Source organism: Methylomonas fluvii (genome assembly GCF_014850975.1).
GTDB classification, from domain to species: domain Bacteria; phylum Pseudomonadota; class Gammaproteobacteria; order Methylococcales; family Methylomonadaceae; genus Methylomonas; species Methylomonas fluvii.
In genome coordinates this window covers 988,204-1,014,168 of the sequence record NZ_JACXST010000003.1, presented here as the reverse complement: position 1 = coordinate 1,014,168, position 25,965 = coordinate 988,204, and the positions used below count along the sequence as shown (strand labels likewise).

The following is a 25,965-nucleotide window of genomic DNA, read 5'->3' as shown; positions in this document are numbered from 1 at the left end:
AGGTGGGGATAGTTCGTTTCGGAGTACCAGAGCAGGAGGTAATGCATATTGCAAAATTGATGAATCTGTCAATTTTTTTTGAGGGAGGTACATATAAGGGGCAGACTGCTTTAAGGGTCAGTCGAATGTTCAAGAAAGTTATCACAGTCGAGCGCTCAGAAACAATGTTCAAAATGGCGCAGGCGAACATTGGACATGTTGAAAATATTCAGATGTTAAAAGGCGATACCAGAGACTACATAAAAATAGTTTTAGAGAATAATGATGATGTTCTTTTTTGGTTAGATGCTCATTGGAGTGGCGCGGCAACGTATGGTGATAATGACGAATGCCCGTTGTTAGAGGAATTAAGCTTAATATTTAAATATAAAAAGGATTATGCCATTCTAATAGATGATGCAAGATTATTTATGTCTCCACCACCTAAGCCGCATAAACTAGAGAGTTGGCCAACGCTTAAGGCAATTATTATGATTCTTCCGCATGATTGGGAGTTGGTAATATACGAAGATGTTATCTATTTGTTGCCTGAAAAAATCAGTCTAGTGTGTCGAGAGTACTTTCAGCAAAAAGCATCAAACAAGTGGTTGGCAGCAGAAAGTGATGGTTCATTATTCGCTAGGGTGCGAAAAGCAATAGGAATAATGCGGTGTTAAAATCGGTTTTGTCGAAAAATAGAGTTATTAAAAATTTATATGTTATTTTAAGGTTGGTTACGATTGATTTTAAGTTGTCAAATTTAAGGAACTTTATATGGTTTTTCAGAGATTTTATCTTATTAAGTAAGACACGAAACCGTAATTTTAAAAGTGCGCCGTTTCATCCTTGTCTTGATGATAAAAGTTACAAGACTCCAATTGATCCAACTTATTTTTTTCAGGACAGTTGGGCAGCAAAGAAAATATTTGAAAATCATCCGAAACACCATTTTGATATTGGTTCAGCGGTAAAAACTATAAGTATAATATCTCAATTTACGCCTACGACTATGATCGACATACGGCCAATTGATTTAAAGCTCGATAACTTTGACTTTGTTCAAGGGTCGATACTCTCTATTCCTTTTGCAGATAATTCCATAATCAGCCTTTCGAGTCTTTGCGTTATAGAACACATAGGTTTGGGAAGATACGGGGACCCGATAGACGCGTTCGGAAGCGAAAAAGCCGCAAGAGAAATTCAGAGAGTCTTGGCAAGAGGTGGGGATTTTTATTGTTCCTTGCCTGTGGACAAGGAATGTAATATTTATTTCAATGCACATAGAGCATTTTCAAGGAGCTATGTGTTTGAGTTATTTTCAGATTTAATCTTGCTGGAAGAGAAATACCATTATGGCCGCGTTATGTATGATAATTACGACGCTCAAAAAGGTTTTGGAACAGGATTATTTCATTTTATGAAAAGGTAAATGAGAATGTTATCGCGACCTGGTCTTTTTCGAAAAGTCTTGAAGCTTGGTTTATTGCGCTTATTTTCGATCATTGAAAATAATAATAATTGCGAATTTTCAACTAATGGAGAAATGCGCTTTCTTGATAATTTGCTGGATTATTTCTCCGGAATAGAAGAGCTCATAGTATTTGATGTTGGTGCTAATGTTGGAGATTATTCGCAAATGTTTGTAGATATGGCGAATAAACGCAAAACAAAATTCGCACTACATGTTTTTGAACCAACTATGAAATGTTTTTTTACGTTGCAAGAAAGGTTCGGATGCATGACAAATATAGTATTGAATAAAAAAGCGCTTTCTTATCAGGAAGGTGTCTTAAGTATCTACTATGACAAAGAGCAAAGTGGACTTGCATCATTATATAAGAGAAATTTGACTTATTATGAAATAGAAATGTCTGAATCTGAAAAAGTAGAGGCAGTTTCCGCTGAAAACTATATCCATACCAATAGTGTTAGACACATTAATTTCTTAAAAGTCGATGTTGAGGGGCATGAACTACAAGTGTTACATGGCTTTGGTGACTATTTGTCTGGCGATTTTATTGACTTTATTCAGTTTGAATATGGGGGGGCGAATCTAGATTCTCATACAAGTCTAATGGAAATCTATTTTGTTTTGCAAAATAGAGGCTTTACGCTAACAAAAGTTATGGCGAATGGCTTGGAAGTAAGAGAATACTGTCCTTATATGGATAATTTTAGCTATGCTAATTACGTTGCAATTTCTAATTCAATTATAAAATCAATCCAATGATTGTATTTATGGCTGATGGGCGGCTAGGTAATCAGATTTTTCAGTTTGCATTTTTAAAACAGTTTGCAAGAAAGAACGAAATCATTCTTTGTCTGAATATGGCTAAGTTCTTTGACGTTTTTGAGTACGATTTAGAAGGTGTCATTAACTGTAGTAATAGATATATCATATATCTAATGAGGAAGCTTGTGATTCCTTATTTAATCGTGCCTTTATCAAGGCTTGGTATAATTGGTTATGTCGAACAGAAATTAGATGATAATAAAGCCCCGCTTTCTGGATATTTTTTTAAAAATGGTTTGCTTTCAATAAACTTTGTAAATATTGATTTTTTTCAGTCTGAATTTTTTTTTGATTTAGATTCATTCAGTTCGAATGTTAAAATAAAGCCTGAATACAGATTGGCAGCCTATCAGTTTTTGGATGATATTCCAGATGAATATACTAAGGTGTTTATTCATGTGCGCCGTGGCGATTATCTTCTAGAATACTTTGGTGGGATTAAAGGTATTAGTTTGCCAAAACGCTATTTCAAAAATGCAGTGAAAATAGTGAAAAATAAAATAAAAAATCCATTTTTCATATTTTTATCTGATGATCCACCTTATGTTGAGCGCTGTTTTAATAGTGTACGCCCTAAGATAATATCAAGGAATTCAGTGGAAGTGGATTTAGCTATCATGTCGCAGTGTACTTGCGGCATAATTTCAAACAGTTCATTTTCGTGGTGGGGTTCGGCATTGATGGAGCATAAAACGCTTGTGATAGTTCCAAAGTATTGGTATGGATGGAAACAAAAAGTGGATTCTCATCCATCTATTTACCCTTCATGGGGGACATTAATTGATGTTAACGGTCTATCAGACTGATGAAACGCTCGCAAACAAATTCCTCCGAGGCATATATCAGCCTCCATCGGTTAAAATAGGCTACCTAAATTTGGAGAAGCCCCATTGCGCGGACACGATGCCATCCAAAACAGTTAGTTCAGCTACGTCAGCCTGGAAGAGCGCATTCCCAAACATCTACGTTGCGTCGTTTACGGCTCTCGTCGATGGCGTATTGGCCGCCATGGATGCCATCTTTGCCGAATGCTACTCCACACTGGCCGCCCGTCGATTGCACCCGAAAAACTGCTGCGCGCCTTGCTGTTGCAAGTACTGTACACCGTTCGCAGTGAGCGTCAGTTGATGGAACAACTGGACTACAACCTGCTGTTTCGCTGGTTTGTCGGTCTGGGCATCGACGATTCTGTTTGGGAGCGCAGCGTGTTCAGCGCCAATCGCGAACGCCTATTCTCCGAAGCGCTGAGTCGCGAACTTTTTGAGCGGGTATTAGCCATAGCCGAATGGCAGAATCTGGTGTCCGACGAACACTTCAGTGTCGATGGCAGCCTCATTGAAGCCTGGGCTTCCCACAAAAGCTTCGTCATTTATGCCCTATGGGTAAAAAGGATGGTAGTGGTCCCGATAAACCCGCCGGCCGCAATCCCTAGGTCGACTTCAGCGGCGAAAAGCGTAGTAACGCCACCCACCAAAGCCCGCGACCCTGAGATCTACTCGAGCAAAAAAGGCAACCAATGGTTTTTCGGGAGAAAATTCCACATCGGCGTTGATAGCGAAACTGGTTTGGTGCATACCCTCAAAATGACTTCGGGCCACGTCAGTGACGTGGCGGAAGCCGTCGCCTTGGTACACGGTGAGGAGCAGTTCGTTCACGGCGATGCGGGGGGGCAAACGGCCCGAGATGCTCAGCGATAATCCGTCAAGCTGCGTGATTGCGATGCGTCCTGGCAAACTGACGAAGCTCACGAAGGACAAGAACGAAAAGGCTCAGCTCCTTCGCCGCGCCAGGGGCGAACAAGTGTTTCGGGACATTAAAATCCGCTTTGGCTACGCCAAGAATCGCTATCACGGTTTAGCTAAAAACACCGTCCGGTTAACTTTGTTAACGGCCATTGCCAATGTACTGCGCAGGGACGCCTGAGGGCGTCTGCAAGTTGAAAAATGGACCAAATAAGAAGCATTGTGGGCGCAACACGGACTGTTTTAGATCAATCACCAGCCACTTTTTGAATTTTGACGGGTTATTGAAACTGATGTATTTCAAATCGGCAATTATTCGGAGGTTCTTTGGCTTGTTCGATATTATTATGAATTTGTTTTAAACAACTTATGAAAAGTTCTATACTCCTGCTGGTATTTAATCGCCCTCATACAACATTACAAGTTTTCGAATCCATTCGCAGGGCTAGGCCACCTAGGCTCTATGTGGCGGCAGATGGTCCACGCAGAAATGTTCCAGATGATATTCGGCTTTGTGCTGAGGTTCGAAAAGTAATAAATCTTGTAGATTGGCCATGTGAAATAAAAACTCTATTCAGTGATGATAACTTAGGTTGCAAGTTTGGGCCAATTAAAGGTATCAGTTGGTTCTTTGAAAATGAGGAAGAGGGTATTGTGCTTGAGGATGATGTATTGCCTATTTCTACTTTCTTTACTTATTGTGACGAGCTTTTAGAGCGCTATCGTGAAAACCAGCATGTTGGGGTTATTAGTGGGTGTAATTTAATTTCAAGGCAATTTTGTCCGGAAACCAGTTATTTTTTTACACGCTATAATCAGATTTGGGGTTGGGCAAGTTGGAGGCGCGCATGGAGCAAGTATGATCATTCTATGTCAGCGTGGCCGAGTTGGCGGGACCAAGGTGGGCTCGAGTCTATTTCCAGTGGCAGTAAGGTGTTCGAATACTATTGGAAAAGATTGTTTGATGCAACGTACTATAATTCTAAGAATGTTACTTGGTGGGACTATCAATGGGCATTTAGTTGTTGGTTTCATGGAATGCTCGGTGTTCAGCCAAAAACAAATCAAATTACCAACATAGGTTTTGGAGAAGAAGGTAAAGGTACACACACGACCGCTAAGATCCCAAAGTATGTATTGGATTCCTCTCCGAGGCCATTAATTTTTCCTTTGAATCATCCCGAAGAAATTGCCCGACATTTTCTCGCCGAAGCACTTATTGATAAGCATGTATTTACAATGACATTGCGATGGTATTTACTTAAAAGGGCTCGTAATTCCGTATTGATCTCAAGTGTCTTACGCGCTTTAAAAAACATAGCTAACTTTTCAATGTAAATTTTTATTTGCCTTTCCTCTTTTCTGTGTGGAGGCCGTAACCGTCGTTTGTTGAATGATACAAAATTTCAGATGGTATCATTTTTTTGATTTTGAAGATTTTGAAGATTTTGAAGATTTTGAAGATTTTGAAGATTTTGAAGATTTTGAAGATTTTCAAATTTTTAATTCAGTATTTTTTTTGTTTGATATGGTATGGGAACTTCTAAAAATAATTATAACTACGATGTAGCTCTTTCTTATGAGCGCGATAGGCAGTGTGAAGCGCATTGGGAAGAAGAAAATTTATTCATACAGGAATATTTTTCTTGCAACAAGCATAAGGGCATTCTAGATGTCCCAGTGGGAACGGGTAGGTTTTTTCAGTTTTACCCTGACAATTCTCGAGTTGTTGGTGTTGATATTTCGATCAATATGTTGGCTCAGTCTCAAGAAAAGGCGGCTTTAATTGATAATAGTGATATATTTCTTATGTTGTCAAATGCCGAAAAGTTGGCATTTCACGACGATTCGTTCGATATTGTGGTTTGTTGTAGACTATTTCACCTTCTTACTCAGGATGAAAGGTTTTTGGTTTTAAAAGAGCTAGGAAGGGTGACAAAAAAAACAATATTATTGCAAGTGTATTTGTCGAATAAATCAGAAATTTTATATGCTTTTTCAGCTAGAATTAAAAAATTAAAAGACCGCTTTCTAAGAAAAAGATGTGATACTGGACTTGAGCTAAAGCCTTGGTCGCATATCATGTCATACTCTCTTACAAGAACGCAGTTGAAATCGCTTATTAGGCGCACAGGCCTTAGTGTGATTAAAGAATCCGGCTTTTCATGTTATGAAGGAAATATTGTCGGTTTTCTTGTTTTAAATAAATGAAAAATATTTGCGAGATTGAGATTAAAGATTGTGTGCATTATAGAGGTTTTCGCTATGGTGGGTTTGGTAATAATATATATGAGGATTATATAATATCGCTATTGGCTGGTGAAGATATTTATGTTATAAAAAAGGAATTTGTGTTCAGGGTTCTTTTATATAACGGTTCGGATTTTGGTTCGGCTTTGGGGTTGACCCTTGATCGAATTTACAGGCCTTGGTTGTTTCCATGGATATTTGCGCCATATTATATTAGCAATAACTATTGTTTTGATCTTTATGATGTATATGAGAATCCAGATATTATTTGCCATTTTAGCTCCGAGGGAGTTCTTGCTTCGCATATAAATAGGGAGTTTGTTTTTTTAGAGAAAGCCCTGAAAAATATATCTAAAGGTTACCAGCCCGATACTTTTGGTTACGTAACTGTTACTAAAATGATGCTTGGTTCTCAAGTTAGATATCTTGTGCTAGACGGTAACCACCGAATTTCTGCATTACACGCGCTTGGTTATAAAACAGTGCGAGCAAAAGTCTTAAGTACTTGCTTGGCTCGCAGATCATTGATGTATATTTGGCCAGGCGTTATTACTAATTATTTTGCAATAGAGGATGCTTTAAAAATATTTGATAGATATTTTTATGAAAATAACATTCCGTTCACAGAAACGCCATTTAGAAATATTATTTTTGATGAGCCTCTTGATTTTAAATTCGCTGAGAATTTTGTTTGATTCATAATATTTTTGATATTTCTGCTGTCAGGCGCTATGTTAAAAAAATTGGCCGTGGCCGTAACCAATTTCTTGATGGTGTCAATTCTTGGAAAGAGGCTAGTCAACATTGCTCTGGATACGATGCGGATTCAATTATGAGAAAAGTTCTGACGTCAACTCTTAAAGTTAAACAAGGCGTGGCGGAGTTTGAGAGAGACTCAGTGCTTTTTTACGCGTCTGAATATACTTGGCCGATAATTGCTGGGTTATTTCTTGTCGCTTCGCAAACAGCAGGTAGGCTGAATGTGCTCGATTTTGGAGGAGCGTTAGGTAGTACGTATTTTCAAAATCGTAAAATTTTTAAGACCTTACAGGACGTTCGTTGGAACGTAGTGGAGCAAGCTCATTATGTGGAAGCCGGAAGAACGTATATTCAAGACCATGTACTCAGATTCTATAGTTCGATTGATGAGTGTTTAGTGGAGAATAAACCCAATGTAGTTCTTCTGTCGAGCGTGTTACAGTATCTGGAGTTTCCGTTGGAGGTCGTCAAAAAGTTATCTCTCACAGGTGTTTCAACTTTAATAATTGATCGCACTCCGTTTTCAAAAATCGCCCAAGACAAACTGTTGATTCAGCGCGTCCCGCCATCTATTTATAAGGCGAGCTACCCTATGTGGGTTCTTTCTGAATCTGAATTTTTGAATGTAATTAACCAGGATTGGCGCATGTTAGGCGAGATAAAATGTCCAGAAGGCACGGTTTATTCCGATAAAGGCTTTGAATTTGCTTTTCAAGGCATGTTGTTACAACGTCGTGATTTATGAATCTTTTGAGATCGTATTATTTTAGACAAATGTACACACCCGGATTACTGGGTATTTTTGTAAATCCTTTTTATTTCGCTCGATTGGGTTTGTACCATGCCATGAAGGAATTATCACCTAAATTGAGAGGCGCGATATTGGATGTCGGTTGCGGTACAAAACCTTATAAACAGCTTTTTAAGTTTAGTGCTTATACTGGCTTGGATATAGATAGCGCTTGTTCCAGGGCTCGTGGAGTCGCCGATTATCTTTACGATGGTAAACAATTTCCGTTTGATGGTGTGTGTTTTGATGCTGTTCTTTGTAATCAAGTGCTCGAACACGTAATTAATCCTGATGAATTTCTAGAGCAAATTAATCGTGTGTTAAAGCCTCATGGCAGATTATTGCTTACGGTTCCGTTCGTTTGGGATGAACATGAACAGCCTTACGATTTCAGGCGGTATTCCAGTTTCGGATTGTTCGCTTTGCTGGAAGCTCACGGGTTTAAAATTATCGTGCAAAAAAAGACTTGTGCTGATGCATCTGTTTTGTTTCAGCTGATAAACGCTTTTCTTTTTAAGATTAGCCAATCTCTCCCAAAAATATGCAAAGTACTCTTAACGTTTACTGTCATGGCACTAATTAATCTAATCGGTATATTTTTTTGTCGGCTACTGCCTGCAAACCCTGATCTATTTCTCGATAATATCGTTTTGGCGGAAAAAATTTCTTGAAGTCATACAAAGGCAAAAATATATTAATCACAGGAGGTCTGGGTTTCATCGGCTCCAATCTTGCAAGTGCCCTAGTTAAACTTGGTGCACACGTTACTCTTGTGGACAGTCTGATACCGCAATATGGTGGTAACCCTTTTAATATCGCGGATATCCGTGAGTGCGTTTCTGTAAATGTTTGTGACGTACGCGATTCATTTGCGCTCGCCTATTTGTTACAAAATCAAGATTACCTTTTCAATTTGGCTGGTCAAACAAGCCATCTGGATTCGATGGTTGATCCGCGAACAGACTTGGAGATTAATGCCGCCGCACAGCTTTCCATATTAGAGGCATGCCGCAAAGTTAATCCTGAAATCAAAATTGTTTTCGCGAGTACCCGCCAGCTTTACGGTAAGCCGGATTATTTACCAGTTGATGAGAAGCATCCGATTCGCCCTGTGGATGTCAATGGCATTAATAAGTTGGCTGGCGAGTGGTATCACCTACTCTATAACAATGTTTATGGTATTCAGGCTTGCGCGTTGCGCCTGACTAATACCTATGGTCCCGGAATGCGCGTCAAGGACGCACGTCAAACCTTTCTCGGTATCTGGGTAAGGTTACTAATTGAAGGTAAGCCGATAAAGGTTTTTGGAGACGGGTTGCAATTAAGGGACTTTAATTATGTGGATGACTGCGTTAGGGCCTTATTACTGGCTGGTGCTAGCGAACAAGCAAACGGTAAGGTATACAATTTGGGTAGTAAGGAAGTGATAGGCTTAAAAGATTTGGCAAAGATGATGATTGAACTTGGCTATGGTGGTGCTTTTGAATTGATACCTTTTCCACCAGAGCGAAAAGCGATTGATATAGGCGACTACTATAGTGATTTTTCGCTAATTACCGCCGAGTTGGGTTGGAAACCCGAGATTGGTTTAGGCGAGGGGTTAGCAAACACCCTGGCTTATTATACGGAACATCACCAACACTATTGGGACGCGAACGCATGATTTTGATGAATGACTTTAAGGCCGAGCCTCTGGAGTTACGAGAGGCTATGCTGGAGGCAGCGAAGCGCGTCGTCGAATCAGGTTGGTTTGTTTTGGGCAAAGAGGTTTCTGCTTTTGAGCAGCAATGGGCTTTAACCTGTGGCCTAAAGTATGGTGTGGGGGTTGGCAATGGAATGGATGCTATAGAGATTGGCTTACGTGCGCTTGGAGTTGGGCCCGGTGATGAGGTGATCACCACGCCGATGACCGCATTCGCTACAGTACTAGCAATTATCAGAGCGGGAGCCACACCGGTTTTGGCTGATATAGAACCTCAAACCGCGTTGCTGTCTTTGGAAAGTGCAAGTCGTTGTGTCACATCACGTACCAAGGCTGTAGTCTTGGTTCATCTTTACGGACAAATTCGTGCTATGGATTTGTGGAAGGCGTTTTGTGCAAATTATGAAATTGCGCTTATTGAGGATTGCGCCCAAGCGCACTTGGCGTCATTAGGTGGTAAAACAGCCGGTAGCTTTGGGGTTATGGGAGCATATAGTTTTTACCCGACCAAGAACCTCGGTGCCATGGGTGACGCCGGCATGATTGTAACAAATGTCGAAAAGTTGGCCGAAAGAGCAAGCCAATTACGCAACTACGGACAGAGTGTGCGCTATCAGCATCCTGAGTTAGGCTTGAATAGTCGATTGGACGAAATGCAGGCTGCTATTTTGGCGGAGAGACTCAAGTGGTTATCTGTTTTTACCGAGCGTCGACGGCAAGTTGCGACGGCGTATTTTGACGGTATCAAGAATCCCAATGTCACTTGCTTGGCGTTGCCTGAATCCCGATCCGAGCACGTCTATCATTTATTCGTCATCACTTGTCCTTGTCGTGACGCACTTCAAGAACATTTGCGACAAAATCAGATCCAAACATTTATTCATTACCCCGTTCCCATTCATATACAAGAACCTTGTCGCAATCTTCGTCATGATCCGCTTGGTTTGGTTAACAGCGAACATCACGCTGATACTTGTCTTTCTTTGCCCTGTCATCCCCAAATGTCGGACGAGGATATAGCGGCTGTTATAGCCGCTGTAAATTCTTTTCAGGGCAAATGAACGAAAATTACGTAACCTTATTTGACAGCCTTTTTTTACCGCAGGGCCTCGCTCTGCATATGTCCATGGAGCGGCACGCAGGAGCTTATACCTTATGGATTCTGTGTATGGATGATGAGGTTTTCGAAAAATTGGGATGTCTTGATCTTCCAAATGTACGATTACTTCAATTAAGTAAACTCGAGACGGATGAACTGATTCGCGTTAAACAACAACGCACAATAGCAGAGTATTGTTGGACACTTACTCCCTTTTCCCCCCGTTTTGTTTTTGATGCTGATTCGTCCGTTCAACGCGTGACTTATCTTGATGCGGATGTATGGTTTCGTAAAAATCCAAGGCAGATTTTTCGGGAGTTTGAAGAGTCCGGCAAACAAGTATTGATAACTGATCATGCTTACGCTCCGGAGTATGATCGATCAGCTACGTCCGGTCAGTATTGCGTGCAGTTTATGATTTTTAACAGAGATGGCGGAGAAGAAATTCGACGTTGGTGGGAAGCCCGCTGTTTAGAGTGGTGCTATGCACGCGCGGAAGACGGTAAGTTCGGAGACCAAAAATATCTGGATGATTGGACAGAACAATTTCCCGAAGAAGTTCATGTATTGATCGATAAAGAGCTTATGCTGGCGCCCTGGAACGCCACCCGTTTTCCGCATGGCCGAGCGGTTTGCTGGCACTTTCATGAATTACGCATTTTAAAAGGCTTTTCCGCAGCCGGTTATGCTGTTGATTGCGGTTCTTACCCATTACCATTGGTAACGAGACGTTATATTTATCGTGAATACTTCATCGATCTGCGTCGAGCAATTAACACCATCACAACTTTTGGGTGGGAAGTGAGGGCTCAGCGCAGGTGGACTCTAAATGACAGATTCTTTGGATTGCTTCTTGGTTTTTGGCGGCAAGCTTGGAGAGTGACTATACATTGGCAGCAGCCTTTATGAGCCAAAAACTCAAGATTTATCTTTGTTTACGCTTCCTATCTGTGCCAGAAAATACGGTATGTTTAGTTCTGAAAGCCTGAGTTTTTTTTGTATTTGTATTAGCTATTCCGTCAGCTTTCGGCTGGAAACTCGGCACCAAATGTTGTTTACCATTACCAATCAAATCCGCTCTGCCCATGTCTTTCAAGGCTTCGCGCAGTAATGGCCAGTTTTTCGGGTCGTGGTAGCGCAGAAATGCCTTGTGCAAGCGCCGTTGTTTGATGCTCTTCGGAATCGCTATGTCCGGGCTGTTACGGGCTACTTTGTGCAAAGTATCTTTACCGGAATGATACATCGCCGTGGCGATCGACATCGGCGATGGCAAAAACGCCTGCACCTGATCGGCGCGGAAGCCGTTGCGTTTCAGCCATAGGGCCAGATTCAGCATGTCCTTGTCCTCGGTGCCTGGGTGAGCGGCGATGAAGTAAGGGATTAGATACTGCTCTTTGCCGGCTTCCTTGGAGTACTTATCAAACATCGCTTTGAAGCGATCATAAGTGCCCATACCGGGTTTCATCATCTTCGACAGCGGGCCTTGTTCGGTGTGTTCCGGGGCGATTTTTAGGTAACCGCCGACATGATGGGTCACCAGTTCTTTTACATATTCCGGGGTTTCCACGGCGATGTCGTAGCGCAGGCCGGAGGCGATGAAGATTTTCTTGATGCCCGGTAGTTTTCGGGCACGCCGATACAGTTTGACCAGCGGGGTTTGATCGGTATTCAAGTTCTGGCAAATTCCCGGGTAGACGCAGGAGGGTTTGCGGCAAGATTCTTCAATTTTCGGGTCTTTGCACGCCAGACGCCACATGTTGGCAGTGGGGCCGCCCAAGTCGGAGATATGGCCGGTAAAATTCGGCGAAGTATCGCGGATGGCTTCAATCTCGCGAATGATGGAATCCTCCGAACGGTTCTGAATGATGCGGCCTTCGTGTTCGGTAATCGAACAAAAACTGCAACCCCCAAAGCAGCCGCGCATGATCAGCACGGAATGCTGGATCATTTCAAAAGCGGGGATATTGGCGCTACCGTAAGATTTATGGGGTAGCCTGGAGTAGGGCAGGTCGAAGACGCCATCCATTTCCGGCGTGGTTAAGGGTAATGGCGGCGGATTGATCCATACCTCCCGGTTGCCGTGGCGTTGAATTAAGGCGCGGGCGTTGCCGGGGTTGGTTTCGCCGTGCATCACCCGGGAAGCGTGTGCGTATAAAATCGGATCGTCATTTACGGCTTCGTAGTCCGGCAAGCGGATCACGGTTTGCGTGCGCTGCTTGTTGGCGATGGGTTTGAATTGAATCACCTGCTCGTTTTCAGCAAGCGATGGTTTATCTTCACATGCCGGTTGTTCTTGATAGGGGTTCACGTGAGAAATCACCGCTCCCGGTTTATCGATGTCGGTGGAATCTTTTTCCATCCAGCCTTGCGGAACCTGTTTCACAAAATGCACAGTACCGCGAATGCCTTTCAAGTCGGCGATGGTTTCGCCCTTGGCCAAGCGCTGGGCAATTTCAACCACTTGCCGTTCGGCATTGCCATACACTAGCAAATCAGCTTTGGAATCCAGCAAAATGGATTTTCGCACTTTGTCCGACCAATAATCGTAATGGGCGATACGGCGCAGACTGGCTTCGATGCCGCCGATGACGATAGGTACATTCTTATAAGCTTCCCGGCAGCGGTGGGCGTAAACATTCACGGCACGGTCTGGACGTTTACCGGCCGCACCATCGGCGGTATATGCATCGTTGGAGCGGATTTTCTTGTCCGAGGTATAACGATTGACCATCGAATCCATGTTGCCGCCGGTCACCCCAAAAAACAGCTTGGGTTGTCCCAGTCGTCTAAAGTCCTCGGCACTTTGCCAATCCGGTTGCGAGATGATGCCGACCCGGAAACCTTGCGCTTCCAACACCCGGCCGATCACCGCCATGCCGAAGCTGGGATGATCGACGTAGGCGTCCCCGGTCACCAGAATCACATCACAGGCGTCCCAACCCAGGGCTTCCATTTCCGCGCGGCTCATCGGCAATTCCGGAGCCGGCCCAAAACGGTGCGCCCAGTATTTTTTGTAGCCGAAGATGTTGGGAGCGTTGTGTATCACGATTTTATAATCCGGTTGAAGACGTTGGGGTTGTGGCGTTTTAAATCCAGCAAATAGATGGGGAATTCCAGTTGGTACATCTGTTCCAGCCGCTTGGCCTTGTCGATCAATTGTTTGATACTTGGCTTTGCCATGGCTTCACCGAAGGCAAAGCCGATGACATTACCGCGATTGCGTACCGGCAAAAACAGCATGCGCCTTTCAAACACACGGCCCAGATTCCAGGCCACTTGCTGGAACATGTCCTTATCGGTGCCCCACAAATTGATCACCAGCAGACCGTTCTTGGTCAGCAAGGTTCGGCAGTTGTCGAAAAAAGTTTCGCTGCTTACTTCCGGGGCCATGCCGTCGTGGTCGTAAGCGTCGATGACGATCAAGTCGTGCTGTTTGCTCTGTACCTGGCTGGCTTGGCGCACATGTTGCGCGCCGCAGCCAATCTTGATTTTCAGGCGTGGGTCGAATGGCAGGCCAAAATGGCTGCGCGCCACTTTTAACACACTGCTACGAAATTCCACTACCTTGAGCCGGCAATCGGCAAACTGGCGCAACATGAATTTGGCGATAGTGCCGCCGCCCAAACCTATCATCAGTATTTCGTTGGGGGTGTCGTGGAACAGCAGGCCGGCCATCATTGCCCTGGCATACAACGAATGCAGCCGGTCGGGTTCCATCAGCAGCATGCTGCTTTGCCGGGCATGCGAGCCAAAGTGCAAGGCTCTGACGCCCTCCTTATCAACGATTTCTATGATGCCTTCGTCGTCGTGGCTTTGGTGTATCACCAAGCCTTCATATTTGTACATGCGCTGTAGCGAATGGAAAAGAGAGCGCTATTTTCCTTGAAAATCCGGCGCTTGTCTTGTGAATAGTGCGCTGATGACGATTTAGTCACCTTGTAAAAGTGAAGGGATATTGGCTTAACTCGGCTGGTTGGATGGATATGAGTGCGAATGGCTTCGCATCGTGAATCGACGGATTGGAGAAAGCGAAAACAGATGGCGCGGGGATAAAAGTCACGCCACTCGATAACCTTCCTCCATCAACACTCGCCTAACGACCGGCCGCGACACCATCAAGCGATAGTGTTTCAAGCAGTTTTCCGGCAGCGTAACGCCAGTTTTATCCGCCCAAAATTCCACGTAAAACAAAGCCGCATCGGCGATGCTGAATGCGCCCAATGCATAGCCTTCGGCTGGTAGCTGCTTATTCAATATTGCAAAGCCCTTATTCACAATATCCAAGCCTTGCGCCTTAATAGCCTCGTGATCGGCAGGATTGGGCGTAAATTTCTCAGTGGTAAAAATGCGGGCAAAGCCTTGGCCATGCAGCGTGCCGACCGCATAGTCCATCAACTCGATGGCTTTCGCGTCGCCATCCGCATCGCCCGGCAACAGCTTGGCCTTGGGGTAATTCCGCGCCAGCCAGTAGGCGATAGCTTGGAATTCGGTCAAGGCAGTGCCGTCGTTACGGACCAGGGTAGGGATGCTGGCTTTGGGGTTGATTGCCAGATAATCGGCTTGATGTTGATCGCCGGCCATTAAATTGACCAGATGAGCTTCAAAAACCAGATCCAACTCTTCCAGTAAAATATGGATGCCGGTCGTGCAGGAGCCGGGTGTCATGTAAAGTTTCATAAATTATCCTGTCTGCAAAACATTTGCCTTAACGGCGTTCCAGAAAATAAGCGTTAATATCCAGCGCAAAGTTCCGCCAAATTAAGGCGATATCGCTGCGCACTGCGCTGAGGTAGACCTGGTCGGGTTTATGTTCGTCAGGGAAATTGGAAAGCGCGCAGGAAGTGCGATGCTTATCCACCACGGTCAGTAAAAACTCGTCGATGAAACCGTCGAATACGGCTAGGACTGCTTTGGTAAGATCCACCAAGCCCTGATTGACCGTGCTGCCGGTGTGATCAAACGGTAATGTCTGCAATTGAGTCATCGCGTCTGCATAGGTTTTTTCCAATACGATCAAGATATTGCGTTGAAAACAACCGTCCCATTGTTGGTGAGATAGGTCATGGGCCAGTAATTGATCGTACTGTTTCTTCATACTGGCTTTTTGCTCAGTGATAAATCGGCTAAATTCGCCGATGCTGGTAGTGTTAAGCGTTGAATGGTTCATATCAAAGTCCGTTAGTTGAGTGTTAATGCGCTAAAAACCCGATCACTTGCCGCCATGCGCCTTCCAAATACCCGCAGGATCTACTGGCTGTTTCCGTCCCACAGAAGTAGAGTTTGTTTTGCCCATGATCGCCACCGACAGCATCGCGATCACGCCATCCGCGTTGTTTGGCATGCCAAGGAATTATTCCGCCATAAGGGTAATTTCGGCGCTTCGGTCGATGCGCTGGGCATGATCAATTTCTTGCGAAAAATATCCCAAACGCCGTCATAGCGTTGTTGCACCCGGATGCTCCAACCCCAAACGATAGGTAAATGTACGGGCACCCAAATATAAAGATCCGGCCTATCCGGCCCGGCGTTTTGCATGAAGTACACGGTATATTTTTCCAAAACGCTAATTGACGCGACAGTATTACCGGCAATTTCGGACGGAATGGATTGGGTCACGACCTGGCTGAACAGCAGTTTTTGCTGCTGGCCTTGCTGTTGAAACCCGCCAAGCGGTATGACCGGCGCAGACCTTTCTTTGCCGGACAGATACAAAACCGGGCCGCCTTCTTCAGTCTCGGTATCCAGTAAAGTCATCGTTTTGCCGTCGGCGAAGTGTGCTGTTCGGGTGGACTCCAGCAACTGCAAGATGCCCAATTGGCTGCAAAAACCGGCGGTGTCCCATGCCAGTTCGAAATGGGGCGAAATACTTAGGGTTGGCATATCATCCGCCAAGCTTACTGTGGGCGCGGCCATGCCAGCGTCAATCAAGGTCAAACGATTCTGATTGGGGTACTGCGGGTGAGTGGAGTCAAGATCTAAGCAGCTTTTGAGCGGCGTGCTCAGTAAATCGCTGTTCCACACGAATGCTTGTATTGGTGTTTGTTTCGTATCCACGGCTATCGCCACGCCCTGTTCGATGCTTAATGGGTAATCGCCGAGTAAGCCGTTTTGCAGATCATGCTCCACATCACTGAGTGGGTTGTCAGCTAATTTTTGGGTGTCGAGGCTGTAGCGATACCCTGCTTGTAGCAATGGATTGTTGGGTTTGGGCGGTGCAGGCATCGGGCGGGACAGTCGGAAAATGTGTTCCATCATTGGGCTGCTTATGGCGAAAGCCATCAGGCAATCAAGAATGATGCCAATTGAACAAAGCACCGCATGAGTGTGTAGGTTATGGATAGCTTGGGATTATTGTTCTAAGGCAACTTGCCAAACGATGTCGTGGATCCGACAAAATCGGCGATCTTGTCACGACAACACAATTAAGTCGGCGTTATCGTCCGTGCTTGCTATCCACGTAGAACACTTCTACAGTTCCCAGGTATGTTCATTATTTTTAGGAAAGTCATGCGAAATTTATTGATAACGATGTTGTTACTGCTCCCAATCGCTGCTGCGGCTGAAAACGATGCGTTTAAAAATATGGATAAAGCGCAAATGCAGCAAGTGATGCAGAAAATGAAAGCCATGCAAGACTGCGTGAAGAACATTGATAAGACCGACATGCAGGCCTTTCAAGCGCAGGCCAAACAAATGAGTGCCGAGGTGGAGCGCTTATGCGCGGCGGGAAAACGCGATGAAGCGATGGCCAGAGCGATGGATTTTGGTAAGGATGTGTCGGCCAATAAGGCTATGCAGCAAATGAAACAATGCGGCGAGGGAATAACAGAAGCCCTGCCTTTATTGCCTGATGCCACTCAAGACCAAAATCAGACCGGTTCGTCTAGACATGTTTGCGATCACTAAGTTTTAGAGCACCAATTCGGTTGGTTTTTTCGACACTGTCATTTGCAAGAAACCCGCGCCAGTCGTTATGTGAATAGCGGGTTCCCGCCCCTTGGCGTCGCTTTTAGCTCGCTGCCTGGTATCTTGGTGTTCTGGCGTTGAAACGCGAGTTTGCCCTGAGCCTGGGTGAGTTTACAACTGGCCGCAATGAGCTGGCTGACTAGGCTAGGCCTATTCTGAGCGCCTGCTGCTGCCGACTGATTGTTCATTTCCGCCAGCATCGCGTAAAATCGCCAGCCATTATTACGCCCCCATTGGAGAGCAAATCATGACATACCGATTAATAGTTGCATTGATGATGGTCGCAGGTTTGGCCTGTGCCGAGGAAGTCAAGGAAGAATGGAACGAAACTACTCTAAAAGACGAGACTATCCAAAAGATTCAGCAAGCGCAGTACACCTATAAAAAATGTGTAGTGGATACTATGCAAAAGCCCGAGTTTGCCAAGATGGAAAGCCGCAATGCCACCGATGTGATCATTAAATCTTGCGAGCCGACCTTGGCCGAAATACGCAAAGTTTATACCGACGCTGAAGTGCCGGGCGTGGTCGCTGACCGGCATTTGAAGAAAATGCGTATCCAGGTAACGCGCAATTTGCTGCAGGAATTGATGTATGCAGAAGCGGCGAAGAAAGCCGGCATGCCAGGCAATTGAATCTCTAAAGCCCGCAATGGCATTAACGTAAAAATTTAGCGTTATCTGTTGCGGCAAGCTTGAAGATTAGACGCTACAGCCCTTGTTTCAATTAACAACCATCACTCGTTTTTCATGAATACCTACACCATCGATTTATCCTTGCGCCCGACCACCTTCGATTTGTGGCACGTGTGTTTGGCCGGTACGGCCGCACTGTTAGCTTTGATCTTGATTGTGGTTTTAGTCTCGGTATTGCTGGGCATGCGCCGTTGCAAATCCGCCGCACCGGCAGTAGTCGCTCCCGCCCCTGCGCCGCAACCGGAAGTCAAAATCGTCGAGAAGATCGTCGAAGTGGAAAAAATCGTCCAGGCTCCGGCGCCTGAACCCGTGGTATTAAAAGAAGCGACTCCGGACGCCGCCCTGCAACTATTGAGTTTGCTGCAAAAAGAAGCCCGCTTTATCGACTTTATCAAAGAAGACGTCAGTGCTTTTTCCGATGCCGAAATCGGCGCGGCGGCGCGGGTGGTGCATCAAGGTTGCAGCAAAGCGGTTAGCGAGCATTTCACCCTGGCCCCTGTGAGCAAAGATCCCGAAGGCAATCGGGTGACTCTAAACAAAGGTTTCGATGCCGCGTCATTTCGTTTGACCGGCAATATCGTCGGTGAGGCGCCGTTTACCGGCACCTTAGTGCATAAAGGCTGGCAAGTCACCGACCTACGATTACCGAAATTGACCGAAGGCCATAACGCCAAAATCGTCGCGCCGGCCGAGGTGGAATTATGACCGCGCGTTATTCGGTCGGTATCGATTTAGGTACCACGCATTGCGTATTGTCTTATGTCGATCTGGAAGCCGGCGACGACCAAGTAGTCTTGGATGTGTTGGCGATTCCGCAGCTGACCGGCCCCGGCACGATAGAAGACAAGGCACAATTGCCCTCGTTTACCTATTTGGCCCATCCGGCCGAGATTGCCGAAGGCGCGACTGCGTTGCCGTGGACCGGCAACCCCGAATATCTGGTGGGTGAAATCGCCCGCAATCTGGGCGGTAAAACCCCCATCAGATTGGTATCCAGTGCCAAGAGCTGGTTATGCCATGCCGGCGTCGATTGCAAGCAAGCGATTTTGCCGGTAGAAGCGCCGGAGGACGTGACCAAGATTTCCCCGTTTGCCGCCAGCAAGGCCTATCTGCAACATTTGCGCGACGCCTGGAATCATCGATTCCCGGAACACGCGTTACAAGATCAAGATGTCACCATCACAGTGCCGGCGTCGTTTGACCCGGCCGCTCGCGAATTGACGGTCGAAGCGGCCCGCGCGGTGGGACTGGGCCAGGCGGTGTTGCTGGAAGAACCGCAAGCTGCCTTGTACAGCTGGATCGAAAACAGCGAAGGCGATTGGCGCAACCATGTGCAAATCGGCGACGTGATTTTGGTCGCCGACATCGGCGGCGGCACCACAGACTTATCCTTGATTGCGGTGACCGAACAAGACGGCAACCTGCAATTGACCCGAGTAGCGGTTGGCGACCATATTTTGTTGGGCGGCGATAACATGGACTTGGCGCTGGCCTATACCGTTAAAGCCAAACTGGAGCAAGACAGCGGCAAGCGCCTGGAATCCTGGCAACTACAAGCTTTGACCCACGCCTGTCGGGAAGCCAAAGAAAAACTATTCAACCAGCCCGAATTGAGCAGCATGCCTTTAGTCGTAGCGAGCCGAGGATCGTCCTTGATTGGCGGCACCTTTCGTACCGAACTGACCCGTGACGAACTGAACCGCGTTTTGGTCGAAGGCTTTTTACCGTGGGTACCGGTCGAAGAAAGGCCTGTGGTCAGACCGCGCAGCGGTTTGCGTACCGCCGGTTTGCCTTATGCGCAGGATGCCGGCATTACCCGCCATCTGGCTGCATTTTTGTCGCGACAAAAAGAAGCGACCGGCGAATTGCCGGATCATGTCTTACCTGAACACGCCAGTTTCTTGCATCCGACCGCGGTGTTGTTCAATGGCGGGGTGTTAAAAGCCGGTTTAATGGCCGAGCGTTTGATGCAGATATTGAATAATTGGTTGGAAGCCGAACAGGCGGCGCCAGCCAGACTGTTACAAGGTGCCGACTTGGATTTGGCGGTCGCGCGAGGCGCGGCATATTACGGCTTTGTCCGCAAAGGCAAGGGCGTCAGAATCAAAGGCGGTACGGCGGCCGCATATTATGTCGGCATTGAGAGCTCCATGCCCGCGGTTCCCGGATTGCCAGCGGAAATCGAAGCCTTGTGCATCGCGCCGTTTGGGATGGAAGAGGGCAGCGAACAGGAATTGCCTAATGACGAATTCGGCTTGATCATCGGCGAACCGGTACGCTTCCGCTTTTTTGGCTCCAAAACTCGCCGCGACGATGCGGTAGGGGTAAGACTGGAATATTGGCAGGACGACGAATTGGAAGAACTGGAGGAAATTGAGATCACTTTGCCGGAAGAGGGGCGGCACGCCGGCGACATCGTCCCGGTGCATTTGTCGGTGGCCGTGACCGAAGTGGGGACTTTAGAGTTAAAAGCGGTTTCCAAACGCGATCAACAGCGCTGGAAAATTGAGTTTGATGTCAGGGCTGGCGACGCTTGATATTAATAATAGCTAGCGGCTGAACCAGAGCCGAATTTCCGCGGTTAAACTGAAACCCGCTTCTTCCCCTGAAAGAAGCGGGTTTTTTATGATGGCTGGTTTGTATCTGAAGCTTTATTGTTGTTGGTAATAAGGCTGTGGATACTGTTGCTGATATTGCTGGTTCTGTTGCGGGTAACCCTGTTGCGGATAAGTTTGCTGTGGATACCCCTGTTGCTGTGGGTAACCCTGGTATTGCTGATTCTGCTGAGGGTAACTTTGCTGTTGCGGGTACCCCTGCTGATACGGTTGATTTTGCTGCGGATAACCTTGCTGCGGTTGTTGCGGTTGTTGCGCGGCGCCAGCATTTTGATTGGCGTTGATGGCCAGTTCCACCCGCCGGTTAATCGCCCGATTGGCATCGCTGCTGTTCGAGACTTTCGGCGAGCTTTCGCCCATGCCCTGCTGGGAGATACGCATCCGGTTCACACCGCGTTGCGCCAAAAAGTTAGCTACGCTGGTAGCCCGTGCTTCGGATAAACGTTGATTGTCGGCATCGGAGCCAACATCATCGGTATGACCGGTGACGGAAATCGTCGACTCCGGGTAATTGGTCAATACCCTGGCGATGGGGTCCAGCGCGTGCTGGGCTTCCGGCGTCAAGTCGGCTTTGCCAAACGCAAATGTCACATCACTGGTGCTGGGCATGTTTAAGGTCAGCTGATTTTGCGCGGTGCGCTGAACTTCAATTCCGGTGCCTTGCAGCGATTGCTGCATCTCTTCCTGTTGCTTGTCCATGTAATAACCGACCCCCGCGCCAACCGCGGCACCGGCTAATGCGCCCAGGCCGGCGTTTTTCCAGTCGTTTCCGCCGAATAAAGTACCGGCGCCTGCTCCCACTGCCGCGCCGACACCGGCGCCCTTGCCTAGGTTGCTCATGCTGGACTGGCCGGTATAGGGGTTAGTGGTACACGCTGTCAACAAGCTGGTACCGATGGCGATAGCAAGTAATTTTTTAGTCATTATTTTTTGTCCTGGATGCTGTTCATAAATACGTTGAGTCGGGCGGCTTATTGATTCTATAGGGTATTGTCAATAGAAGCCGGCCTCCGACCGCGTGGCGATTAAAACCTTAAAGGCTTAACGCGCACTTAAAATGGACCGGCAGGCGGGGAAATGGTTTCCTGAATGGCTTAAACCCGGCCCTATTTAACCAGGGTATACCGTGCGGGCTAAGCGCATCGAAATTAAGGCGAGCGAGCCCTTCGACAGGCTAAGCGCGAACGGGATTGGGTCGGGTCAATAACTTGATTCAGCAGCCTGCGGCGGTTGGCTTTTGTTTTGACTGTTTGACTTAAGAGGCTGTTTCGCCCGCCGTTTATGCAGCCAGCGTATCACGCCGGTGACGAATAACACCGGACAAGCCAAACCACTCAACAACACCAGAATCCGGCCCGGCCAACCGAAGGCATGGCCGCTATGCAAGGGCCATTGCCAATCGTAGAAAACGTCGGCATTGGAACCGGTGCCGGAATCGTAGACTTGCAGAATTTCGCCGCTGTATTGATCGACGGCAATCTCCCGATAGCCGACGAAGCGGCTTAATTCGTCGACATCGCGCTTCATGACCCGGAACACGTCGGTTCTGTCCTTGGGGGCATTCAGCATCCACAGCCGGCCGCCGGGGTAGTTTTTCTGCGCAATTTCTTCCACCCGCGACAAGCTTATCGCCGCTTGTCCATCAGCGGAAGGGGCGCTGTCGATCGTTTCCGGAATGCCGCTGTAGGCATTCGGCCGGGTCATCGTCGAGAACGGCTTGACTAAAACGTCTACTCGCTCAGGCAGCGTCATATAGATCCCGGAAAACAGCACCGGCAGTAACGCGATGCTGAAATAAAAGCCGGCGGTTTTATGCAGATCGAAGTTAAACCTGACCGGCCCCGCGTTGGCTTTAAATGTCAGTGCTTGTCTGAATTTGCCGGTCAGCGGCCACCAGACGATCAAGCCGGTCAATACCGATAAAATGGAAAATGCGCCGAGAATCGCGACGATAGTGCCGCCGGTTTTACCCAACAGCAAACACCAATGCAGTTGCATGATGAAACTGACCAGTGGCCGGCCCCAGTATTGATCTTTCGGATGCCAGAGTTGCAAGCCCTGAACCCGCGTAGTGTAAGGATCGACAAAAATGTAATAGCCGTCGCCTTTGCCGGGCGGATTTTGTTGCCGGACAAAATATAGAAATTTATAGGCAATGTCGGCTTTTCGGGGGTAATACACCTTAAAAAAGTAACTGCCGGGCGGTTTGGCGGACTCCGCCGCGGCGACGATGTCGTCTAACGACCGCAAGTGCCGTTGTTCTAAGGCGGGTAAGGAAACGACCGATAACTCCGGGTTCAGTATTTCCTGCATTTCCAGATAAAACACCAATATGCCGCCGGTCAGGCCGACGACGGCCAACAGCAATCCGGCACTCAAACCTAAATACAGGTGAACAGCCAGCCACCGTTTGCGACGGGATTTAAGCTTCGTTAACCGTCGCGCACTGGCATTGGGTGCGGGAGGCATTGTGCTGAGGGACATTAAATTCTCAAGAGCTGGTTTCATAACAATTTTTAAAAACGACTTCAGTTAAAGAATAAAAGCGGTTTGATCGCAAAGCACCGTAAACACTCCCGCTGTTTGCGACTTGCCCGGTCAAAATTCAACCTTGACAGAACCCATGAAAGACCGGGGCGTACCCCAGGTCGCGCGGGTTTGGTATGGCATTGCAAAGCCGTCGTGGACGTATTCCTTGTCAAGTAAATTGGTAACGTTGAGCTGTAACGTGACGTTGGTTTTCGCCACCTTCCGCGTGTATGCCGCCAACAGGTCGATAACACCGTAGCCGGCGAAACTAAAATCGTGATTGTCGAAAGTGGCTTTTTTATCGCTGACCAGTTCCAAACCGGCCCCAAGCTTGAGTCCGCGCAGATAATCCTGCTGGAAATCGTATGTCGTCCACAGCGTGGAGGTGTGTTTGGGAATGCCGCGAAAGCCGCCGCCAACTTTGATGTTATTCGGGTTGTTTTCTTTGACAACTTCGGTTTCGGTATACGCATAGGTGGCAATGGTGTTCCATCCCGGCAAAATTTCACCTTTAACATCCACTTCAACGCCCCGGCTTTGCGCTTCGCCAGTCGCTACATTGAAGTTTGGGTTGAGTAAATCGGTGGTTGCAATGTTTTGCTTAGTCAATTGGAAATAGGCGACCGTACTGGTCAAGCGATCCTCGAAAAACGCGGTTTTAAAACCGACCTCCCATTGTTCGGCGGTTTCCGGCGGCAAAAACGATCTATCGCTAGTCAAATTTCCGTTGGTGACGCCAAAGTTTTCGACGTAGTTACCATAGAGGCTCAGCCAGTGAATCGGCTGCCAAAGAACGCCAACCTGCGGTGTCACCGCATCGGCTTTCTGGCCGATTGTTCCGGCCAGCACGTCGTACTGCTCCACGTTTTGGTAGCGGAAGCCACCCAAGACGTGGATGTTGTATGGCAGTTTGATTTGATCCTGTAAATAAATGCCGTAAAAGTCGGTTTGGGTATGAAACGACTGGCTAGCGCGCGTAGTCGGATCGATGGGCGGATTGCCGGTATGAATCGGGTTGTAAATGTCGATGGTGCTCGCGGCTGTGCTGCTGTATCCAACCGAATTGGTGTCTTGCAGGTAATAATCGCCGCCTATCAACAAGGTGTGTTTTAGAAGTCCGGTATCGAAGTGCCCGGTCAAATTAGTGGTCGTGAAATAACTGTCGTTTGTGAAAAAGTCGCTGGTGAGTATGCGTCTGTTCAATGTGCGCTGGTCTGCTTGCAGCGTGCCGGGTAACATCACCAAGCGGTCCCGGTCCAACAGCTGGATACTCAACTGTTCGGTCAATACCCAATCGTCGTTAAATTTATGGGTGAGATTCAAGCCGATCAGCTTGTCTTCGACGTGATTGCGGTTGTCTTCCATTAAATTTCGTTCGCGGGGAATATCCGCCAGACGCGGATTGATCCAGGAGCCGTCCGCCCTGGTGCCGTCGATAATCAACGGCCGGGCGTGCAGATCGTACACATTGTTTTCCTTGCGGTACTCCAGCTCTAACAGCGCGGTAGTGTCTGGACTGATATTCCATTGCAGCACCGGCGCAACGAACAGTTTGTCGTAATCCACGTTTTCCCGGAACGAACCGCTTTTTTCGAAAGCGAGATTCATGCGGTACAGCAAATCCTTATTGTCGGTCACCGGTCCGGTGGCATCGATACTGGAGCGGAACAAATCGTAGGAGCCGAATTGCTGCTGGAACGCGTAATACGCGGTATCCAGCGGCTTTTTTGTGACGATATTCAGCATGCCGCCTGGTTCGACGCGGCCGTACAGCATCGCGGCAGGGCCTTTCAGTACTTCCAGACTTTGCACGTTTGCCATGTTTCGCGTGCCTTCCGGGCCGGATGCGTCGATACGAAAGCCGTTGCGAAACAAATTGTAGTTATAGAAGCCGCGTATGGTCACTTGGTCCGTCAAACCACCAGCAGCCTGCCCGGTCGTCACGCCGCTGACGTATTTCACCGCCTGATCGATTTTTATGGCTTGATTGTCGTCCAACACCGCCTTCGGAATCACCTGGACGTTTAACGGCGTCTCCATGATCGGCGTATCGGTTTTAGTGGCGAAACTGGTGTTGGGAACCGAGTAATCTTTGCTGTAGGGATCGTTAGGGTCGTATCGCCGTTGCCCGGTTACCGTTACGGCTGATAATGTCGCGGCGTCCGTTGCGCGTGAGTCGGGCGCTATTTGTAAAGTCACGCTATTCGTTCCGGTCAAGTGGTAACTCAAGCCCGTGCCTTGCAACAATTTCTGTAAGGCCTGTCTCGGGGTGAAATTACCGATGACAGCACTGGAACGGGTATTTTGGGCAATGTCGGCCGGAAAACCGACTTGCCAGTCACTGACGGCAATGAAGGCGTTCAACGCATTGGTCAAGGCCTGGGCCGGGATGTTGAAGGCTTGCGTGGCGCCGGGATTGTCGGTTTGGCTGGTCTCGGCGGCATAAACCGGCTGCGGCCGAATAGCCGGCAAAGCCAAAGCGATAGCAATGGCGAGTTTGCGTAATGCCCTGGGTGGGAGGGGGGGTAGCCGATACATGAATACTCC

At 47.3% G+C, this 25,965-nt stretch carries 25 protein-coding genes and 1 pseudogene; 18 read left to right on the top strand and 8 right to left on the bottom strand.

All coding sequences use genetic code 11. From position 1 onward, the window contains the following. The first annotated feature begins 41 nt into the window (after positions 1-41). The 14 genes and pseudogenes from EBB_RS22180 (at position 42) to EBB_RS22115 (ending at position 11,523) form a co-directional block, all read left to right on the top strand. Positions 42-656 (top strand): hypothetical protein, encoded by a 615-nt coding sequence (locus EBB_RS22180; protein ID WP_192395849.1) that lies wholly within the window; start codon positions 42-44, stop codon positions 654-656. Beyond that, positions 650-1,408, top strand: a complete 759-nt coding sequence (locus tag EBB_RS26795; RefSeq protein WP_192395848.1) for a DUF268 domain-containing protein — start codon at positions 650-652, stop codon at positions 1,406-1,408. The genes EBB_RS22180 and EBB_RS26795 overlap by 7 nt, the downstream gene beginning before the upstream one ends. 39 nt (positions 1,409-1,447) lie before the next feature. Continuing rightward, entirely contained in the window at positions 1,448-2,209 is a 762-nt protein-coding gene (locus EBB_RS22170) for an FkbM family methyltransferase (RefSeq protein ID WP_225587712.1), read from the top strand. Continuing rightward, positions 2,206-3,078, top strand: coding sequence for an alpha-1,2-fucosyltransferase (locus tag EBB_RS22165; RefSeq protein WP_192395846.1), 873 nt, complete (start codon positions 2,206-2,208; stop codon positions 3,076-3,078). The genes EBB_RS22170 and EBB_RS22165 overlap by 4 nt, the downstream gene beginning before the upstream one ends. 132 nt (positions 3,079-3,210) lie before the next feature. Beyond that, positions 3,211-3,969: pseudogene (locus tag EBB_RS26210) on the top strand (IS5 family transposase). Next, a complete protein-coding gene (locus EBB_RS26205; RefSeq protein WP_225587711.1) occupies positions 3,956-4,195 on the top strand; it encodes a transposase in 240 nt (79 codons plus the stop codon). Before EBB_RS26210 ends, EBB_RS26205 begins: the two are co-directional and overlap by 14 nt. A gap of 188 nt (positions 4,196-4,383) precedes the next feature. Beyond that, the gene (locus tag EBB_RS22150) at positions 4,384-5,352 is read left to right on the top strand and encodes a hypothetical protein (protein WP_192395845.1); all 969 of its coding nucleotides are present in this window, start codon (positions 4,384-4,386) and stop codon (positions 5,350-5,352) included. A gap of 195 nt (positions 5,353-5,547) precedes the next feature. Next, a complete protein-coding gene (locus EBB_RS22145) occupies positions 5,548-6,225 on the top strand; it encodes a class I SAM-dependent methyltransferase (RefSeq protein ID WP_192395844.1) in 678 nt (225 codons plus the stop codon). Beyond that, positions 6,222-6,959 (top strand): ParB N-terminal domain-containing protein, encoded by a 738-nt coding sequence (locus EBB_RS22140; protein WP_192395843.1) that lies wholly within the window; start codon positions 6,222-6,224, stop codon positions 6,957-6,959. The genes EBB_RS22145 and EBB_RS22140 overlap by 4 nt, the downstream gene beginning before the upstream one ends. Continuing rightward, positions 6,956-7,768, top strand: coding sequence for a methyltransferase, TIGR04325 family (locus tag EBB_RS22135; RefSeq protein ID WP_192395842.1), 813 nt, complete (start codon positions 6,956-6,958; stop codon positions 7,766-7,768). The genes EBB_RS22140 and EBB_RS22135 overlap by 4 nt, the downstream gene beginning before the upstream one ends. Before the next feature lie 101 nt (positions 7,769-7,869). Beyond that, positions 7,870-8,484: a class I SAM-dependent methyltransferase gene (locus EBB_RS22130; protein WP_223146907.1), complete on the top strand. Its 615-nt coding sequence runs from the start codon at positions 7,870-7,872 to the stop codon at positions 8,482-8,484. Further along, the gene (locus tag EBB_RS22125; RefSeq protein WP_192395840.1) at positions 8,481-9,476 is read left to right on the top strand and encodes an NAD-dependent epimerase/dehydratase family protein; all 996 of its coding nucleotides are present in this window, start codon (positions 8,481-8,483) and stop codon (positions 9,474-9,476) included. The genes EBB_RS22130 and EBB_RS22125 overlap by 4 nt, the downstream gene beginning before the upstream one ends. Further along, complete coding sequence (locus EBB_RS22120) at positions 9,473-10,576, top strand: DegT/DnrJ/EryC1/StrS family aminotransferase (RefSeq protein ID WP_192395839.1); 1,104 nt, start codon at positions 9,473-9,475, stop codon at positions 10,574-10,576. The genes EBB_RS22125 and EBB_RS22120 overlap by 4 nt, the downstream gene beginning before the upstream one ends. After that, positions 10,573-11,523 (top strand): glycosyl transferase, encoded by a 951-nt coding sequence (locus tag EBB_RS22115; protein ID WP_192395838.1) that lies wholly within the window; start codon positions 10,573-10,575, stop codon positions 11,521-11,523. The genes EBB_RS22120 and EBB_RS22115 overlap by 4 nt, the downstream gene beginning before the upstream one ends. A 16-nt stretch (positions 11,524-11,539) precedes the next feature. Here the strand turns inward: EBB_RS22115 and EBB_RS22110 are convergent, their stop codons facing one another. The 5 genes from EBB_RS22110 to EBB_RS22090 form a co-directional block, all read right to left on the bottom strand. Continuing rightward, positions 11,540-13,660 (bottom strand): YgiQ family radical SAM protein, encoded by a 2,121-nt coding sequence (locus tag EBB_RS22110; RefSeq protein WP_192395837.1) that lies wholly within the window; start codon positions 13,658-13,660, stop codon positions 11,540-11,542. Further along, positions 13,657-14,460, bottom strand: a complete 804-nt coding sequence (locus EBB_RS22105) for a spermine/spermidine synthase domain-containing protein (protein ID WP_192395836.1) — start codon at positions 14,458-14,460, stop codon at positions 13,657-13,659. The genes EBB_RS22110 and EBB_RS22105 overlap by 4 nt, the downstream gene beginning before the upstream one ends. A 210-nt stretch (positions 14,461-14,670) precedes the next feature. Further along, positions 14,671-15,291 carry a glutathione S-transferase family protein gene (locus EBB_RS22100; protein WP_192395835.1) on the bottom strand — a complete coding sequence of 207 codons (621 nt, stop codon included), beginning with the start codon at positions 15,289-15,291 and terminating at the stop codon, positions 14,671-14,673. 28 nt (positions 15,292-15,319) lie between these two features. Beyond that, complete coding sequence (locus tag EBB_RS22095) at positions 15,320-15,781, bottom strand: amine oxidase (RefSeq protein ID WP_192395834.1); 462 nt, start codon at positions 15,779-15,781, stop codon at positions 15,320-15,322. A gap of 149 nt (positions 15,782-15,930) precedes the next feature. Further along, positions 15,931-16,866: a hypothetical protein gene (locus tag EBB_RS22090; RefSeq protein ID WP_192395833.1), complete on the bottom strand. Its 936-nt coding sequence runs from the start codon at positions 16,864-16,866 to the stop codon at positions 15,931-15,933. Positions 16,867-17,142: 276 nt separating this feature from the next. On the opposite strand from EBB_RS22090, the gene EBB_RS22085 reads away from it, so the two are divergent. The 4 genes from EBB_RS22085 to EBB_RS22070 all read left to right on the top strand — a co-directional run bounded on the left by EBB_RS22085 (position 17,143) and on the right by EBB_RS22070 (position 20,811). Next, positions 17,143-17,520, top strand: a complete 378-nt coding sequence (locus EBB_RS22085) for a hypothetical protein (RefSeq protein WP_225587710.1) — start codon at positions 17,143-17,145, stop codon at positions 17,518-17,520. Positions 17,521-17,827: 307 nt separating this feature from the next. Then, positions 17,828-18,214 carry a hypothetical protein gene (locus tag EBB_RS22080; protein WP_225587708.1) on the top strand — a complete coding sequence of 129 codons (387 nt, stop codon included), beginning with the start codon at positions 17,828-17,830 and terminating at the stop codon, positions 18,212-18,214. A gap of 114 nt (positions 18,215-18,328) precedes the next feature. Beyond that, on the top strand, positions 18,329-18,979 hold the full coding sequence (locus EBB_RS22075; protein WP_192395831.1) for a DUF2760 domain-containing protein: 651 nt from the start codon (positions 18,329-18,331) through the stop codon (positions 18,977-18,979). Beyond that, positions 18,976-20,811 carry an Hsp70 family protein gene (locus EBB_RS22070; protein ID WP_192395830.1) on the top strand — a complete coding sequence of 612 codons (1,836 nt, stop codon included), beginning with the start codon at positions 18,976-18,978 and terminating at the stop codon, positions 20,809-20,811. The genes EBB_RS22075 and EBB_RS22070 overlap by 4 nt, the downstream gene beginning before the upstream one ends. 114 nt (positions 20,812-20,925) lie before the next feature. Here EBB_RS22070 and EBB_RS22065 read toward each other — a convergent pair whose 3' ends face one another. The 3 genes from EBB_RS22065 to EBB_RS22055 all read right to left on the bottom strand — a co-directional run bounded on the left by EBB_RS22065 (position 20,926) and on the right by EBB_RS22055 (position 25,956). Continuing rightward, the gene (locus tag EBB_RS22065; protein ID WP_192395829.1) at positions 20,926-21,813 is read right to left on the bottom strand and encodes a YiaD family glycine zipper/OmpA-like lipoprotein; all 888 of its coding nucleotides are present in this window, start codon (positions 21,811-21,813) and stop codon (positions 20,926-20,928) included. A 276-nt stretch (positions 21,814-22,089) separates the two neighbouring features. Continuing rightward, the gene (locus tag EBB_RS22060; RefSeq protein ID WP_229429440.1) at positions 22,090-23,268 is read right to left on the bottom strand and encodes a PepSY-associated TM helix domain-containing protein; all 1,179 of its coding nucleotides are present in this window, start codon (positions 23,266-23,268) and stop codon (positions 22,090-22,092) included. A gap of 219 nt (positions 23,269-23,487) precedes the next feature. After that, positions 23,488-25,956, bottom strand: a complete 2,469-nt coding sequence (locus EBB_RS22055; protein ID WP_192395827.1) for a TonB-dependent siderophore receptor — start codon at positions 25,954-25,956, stop codon at positions 23,488-23,490. Between the last annotated feature and the right edge of the window lie 9 nt (positions 25,957-25,965).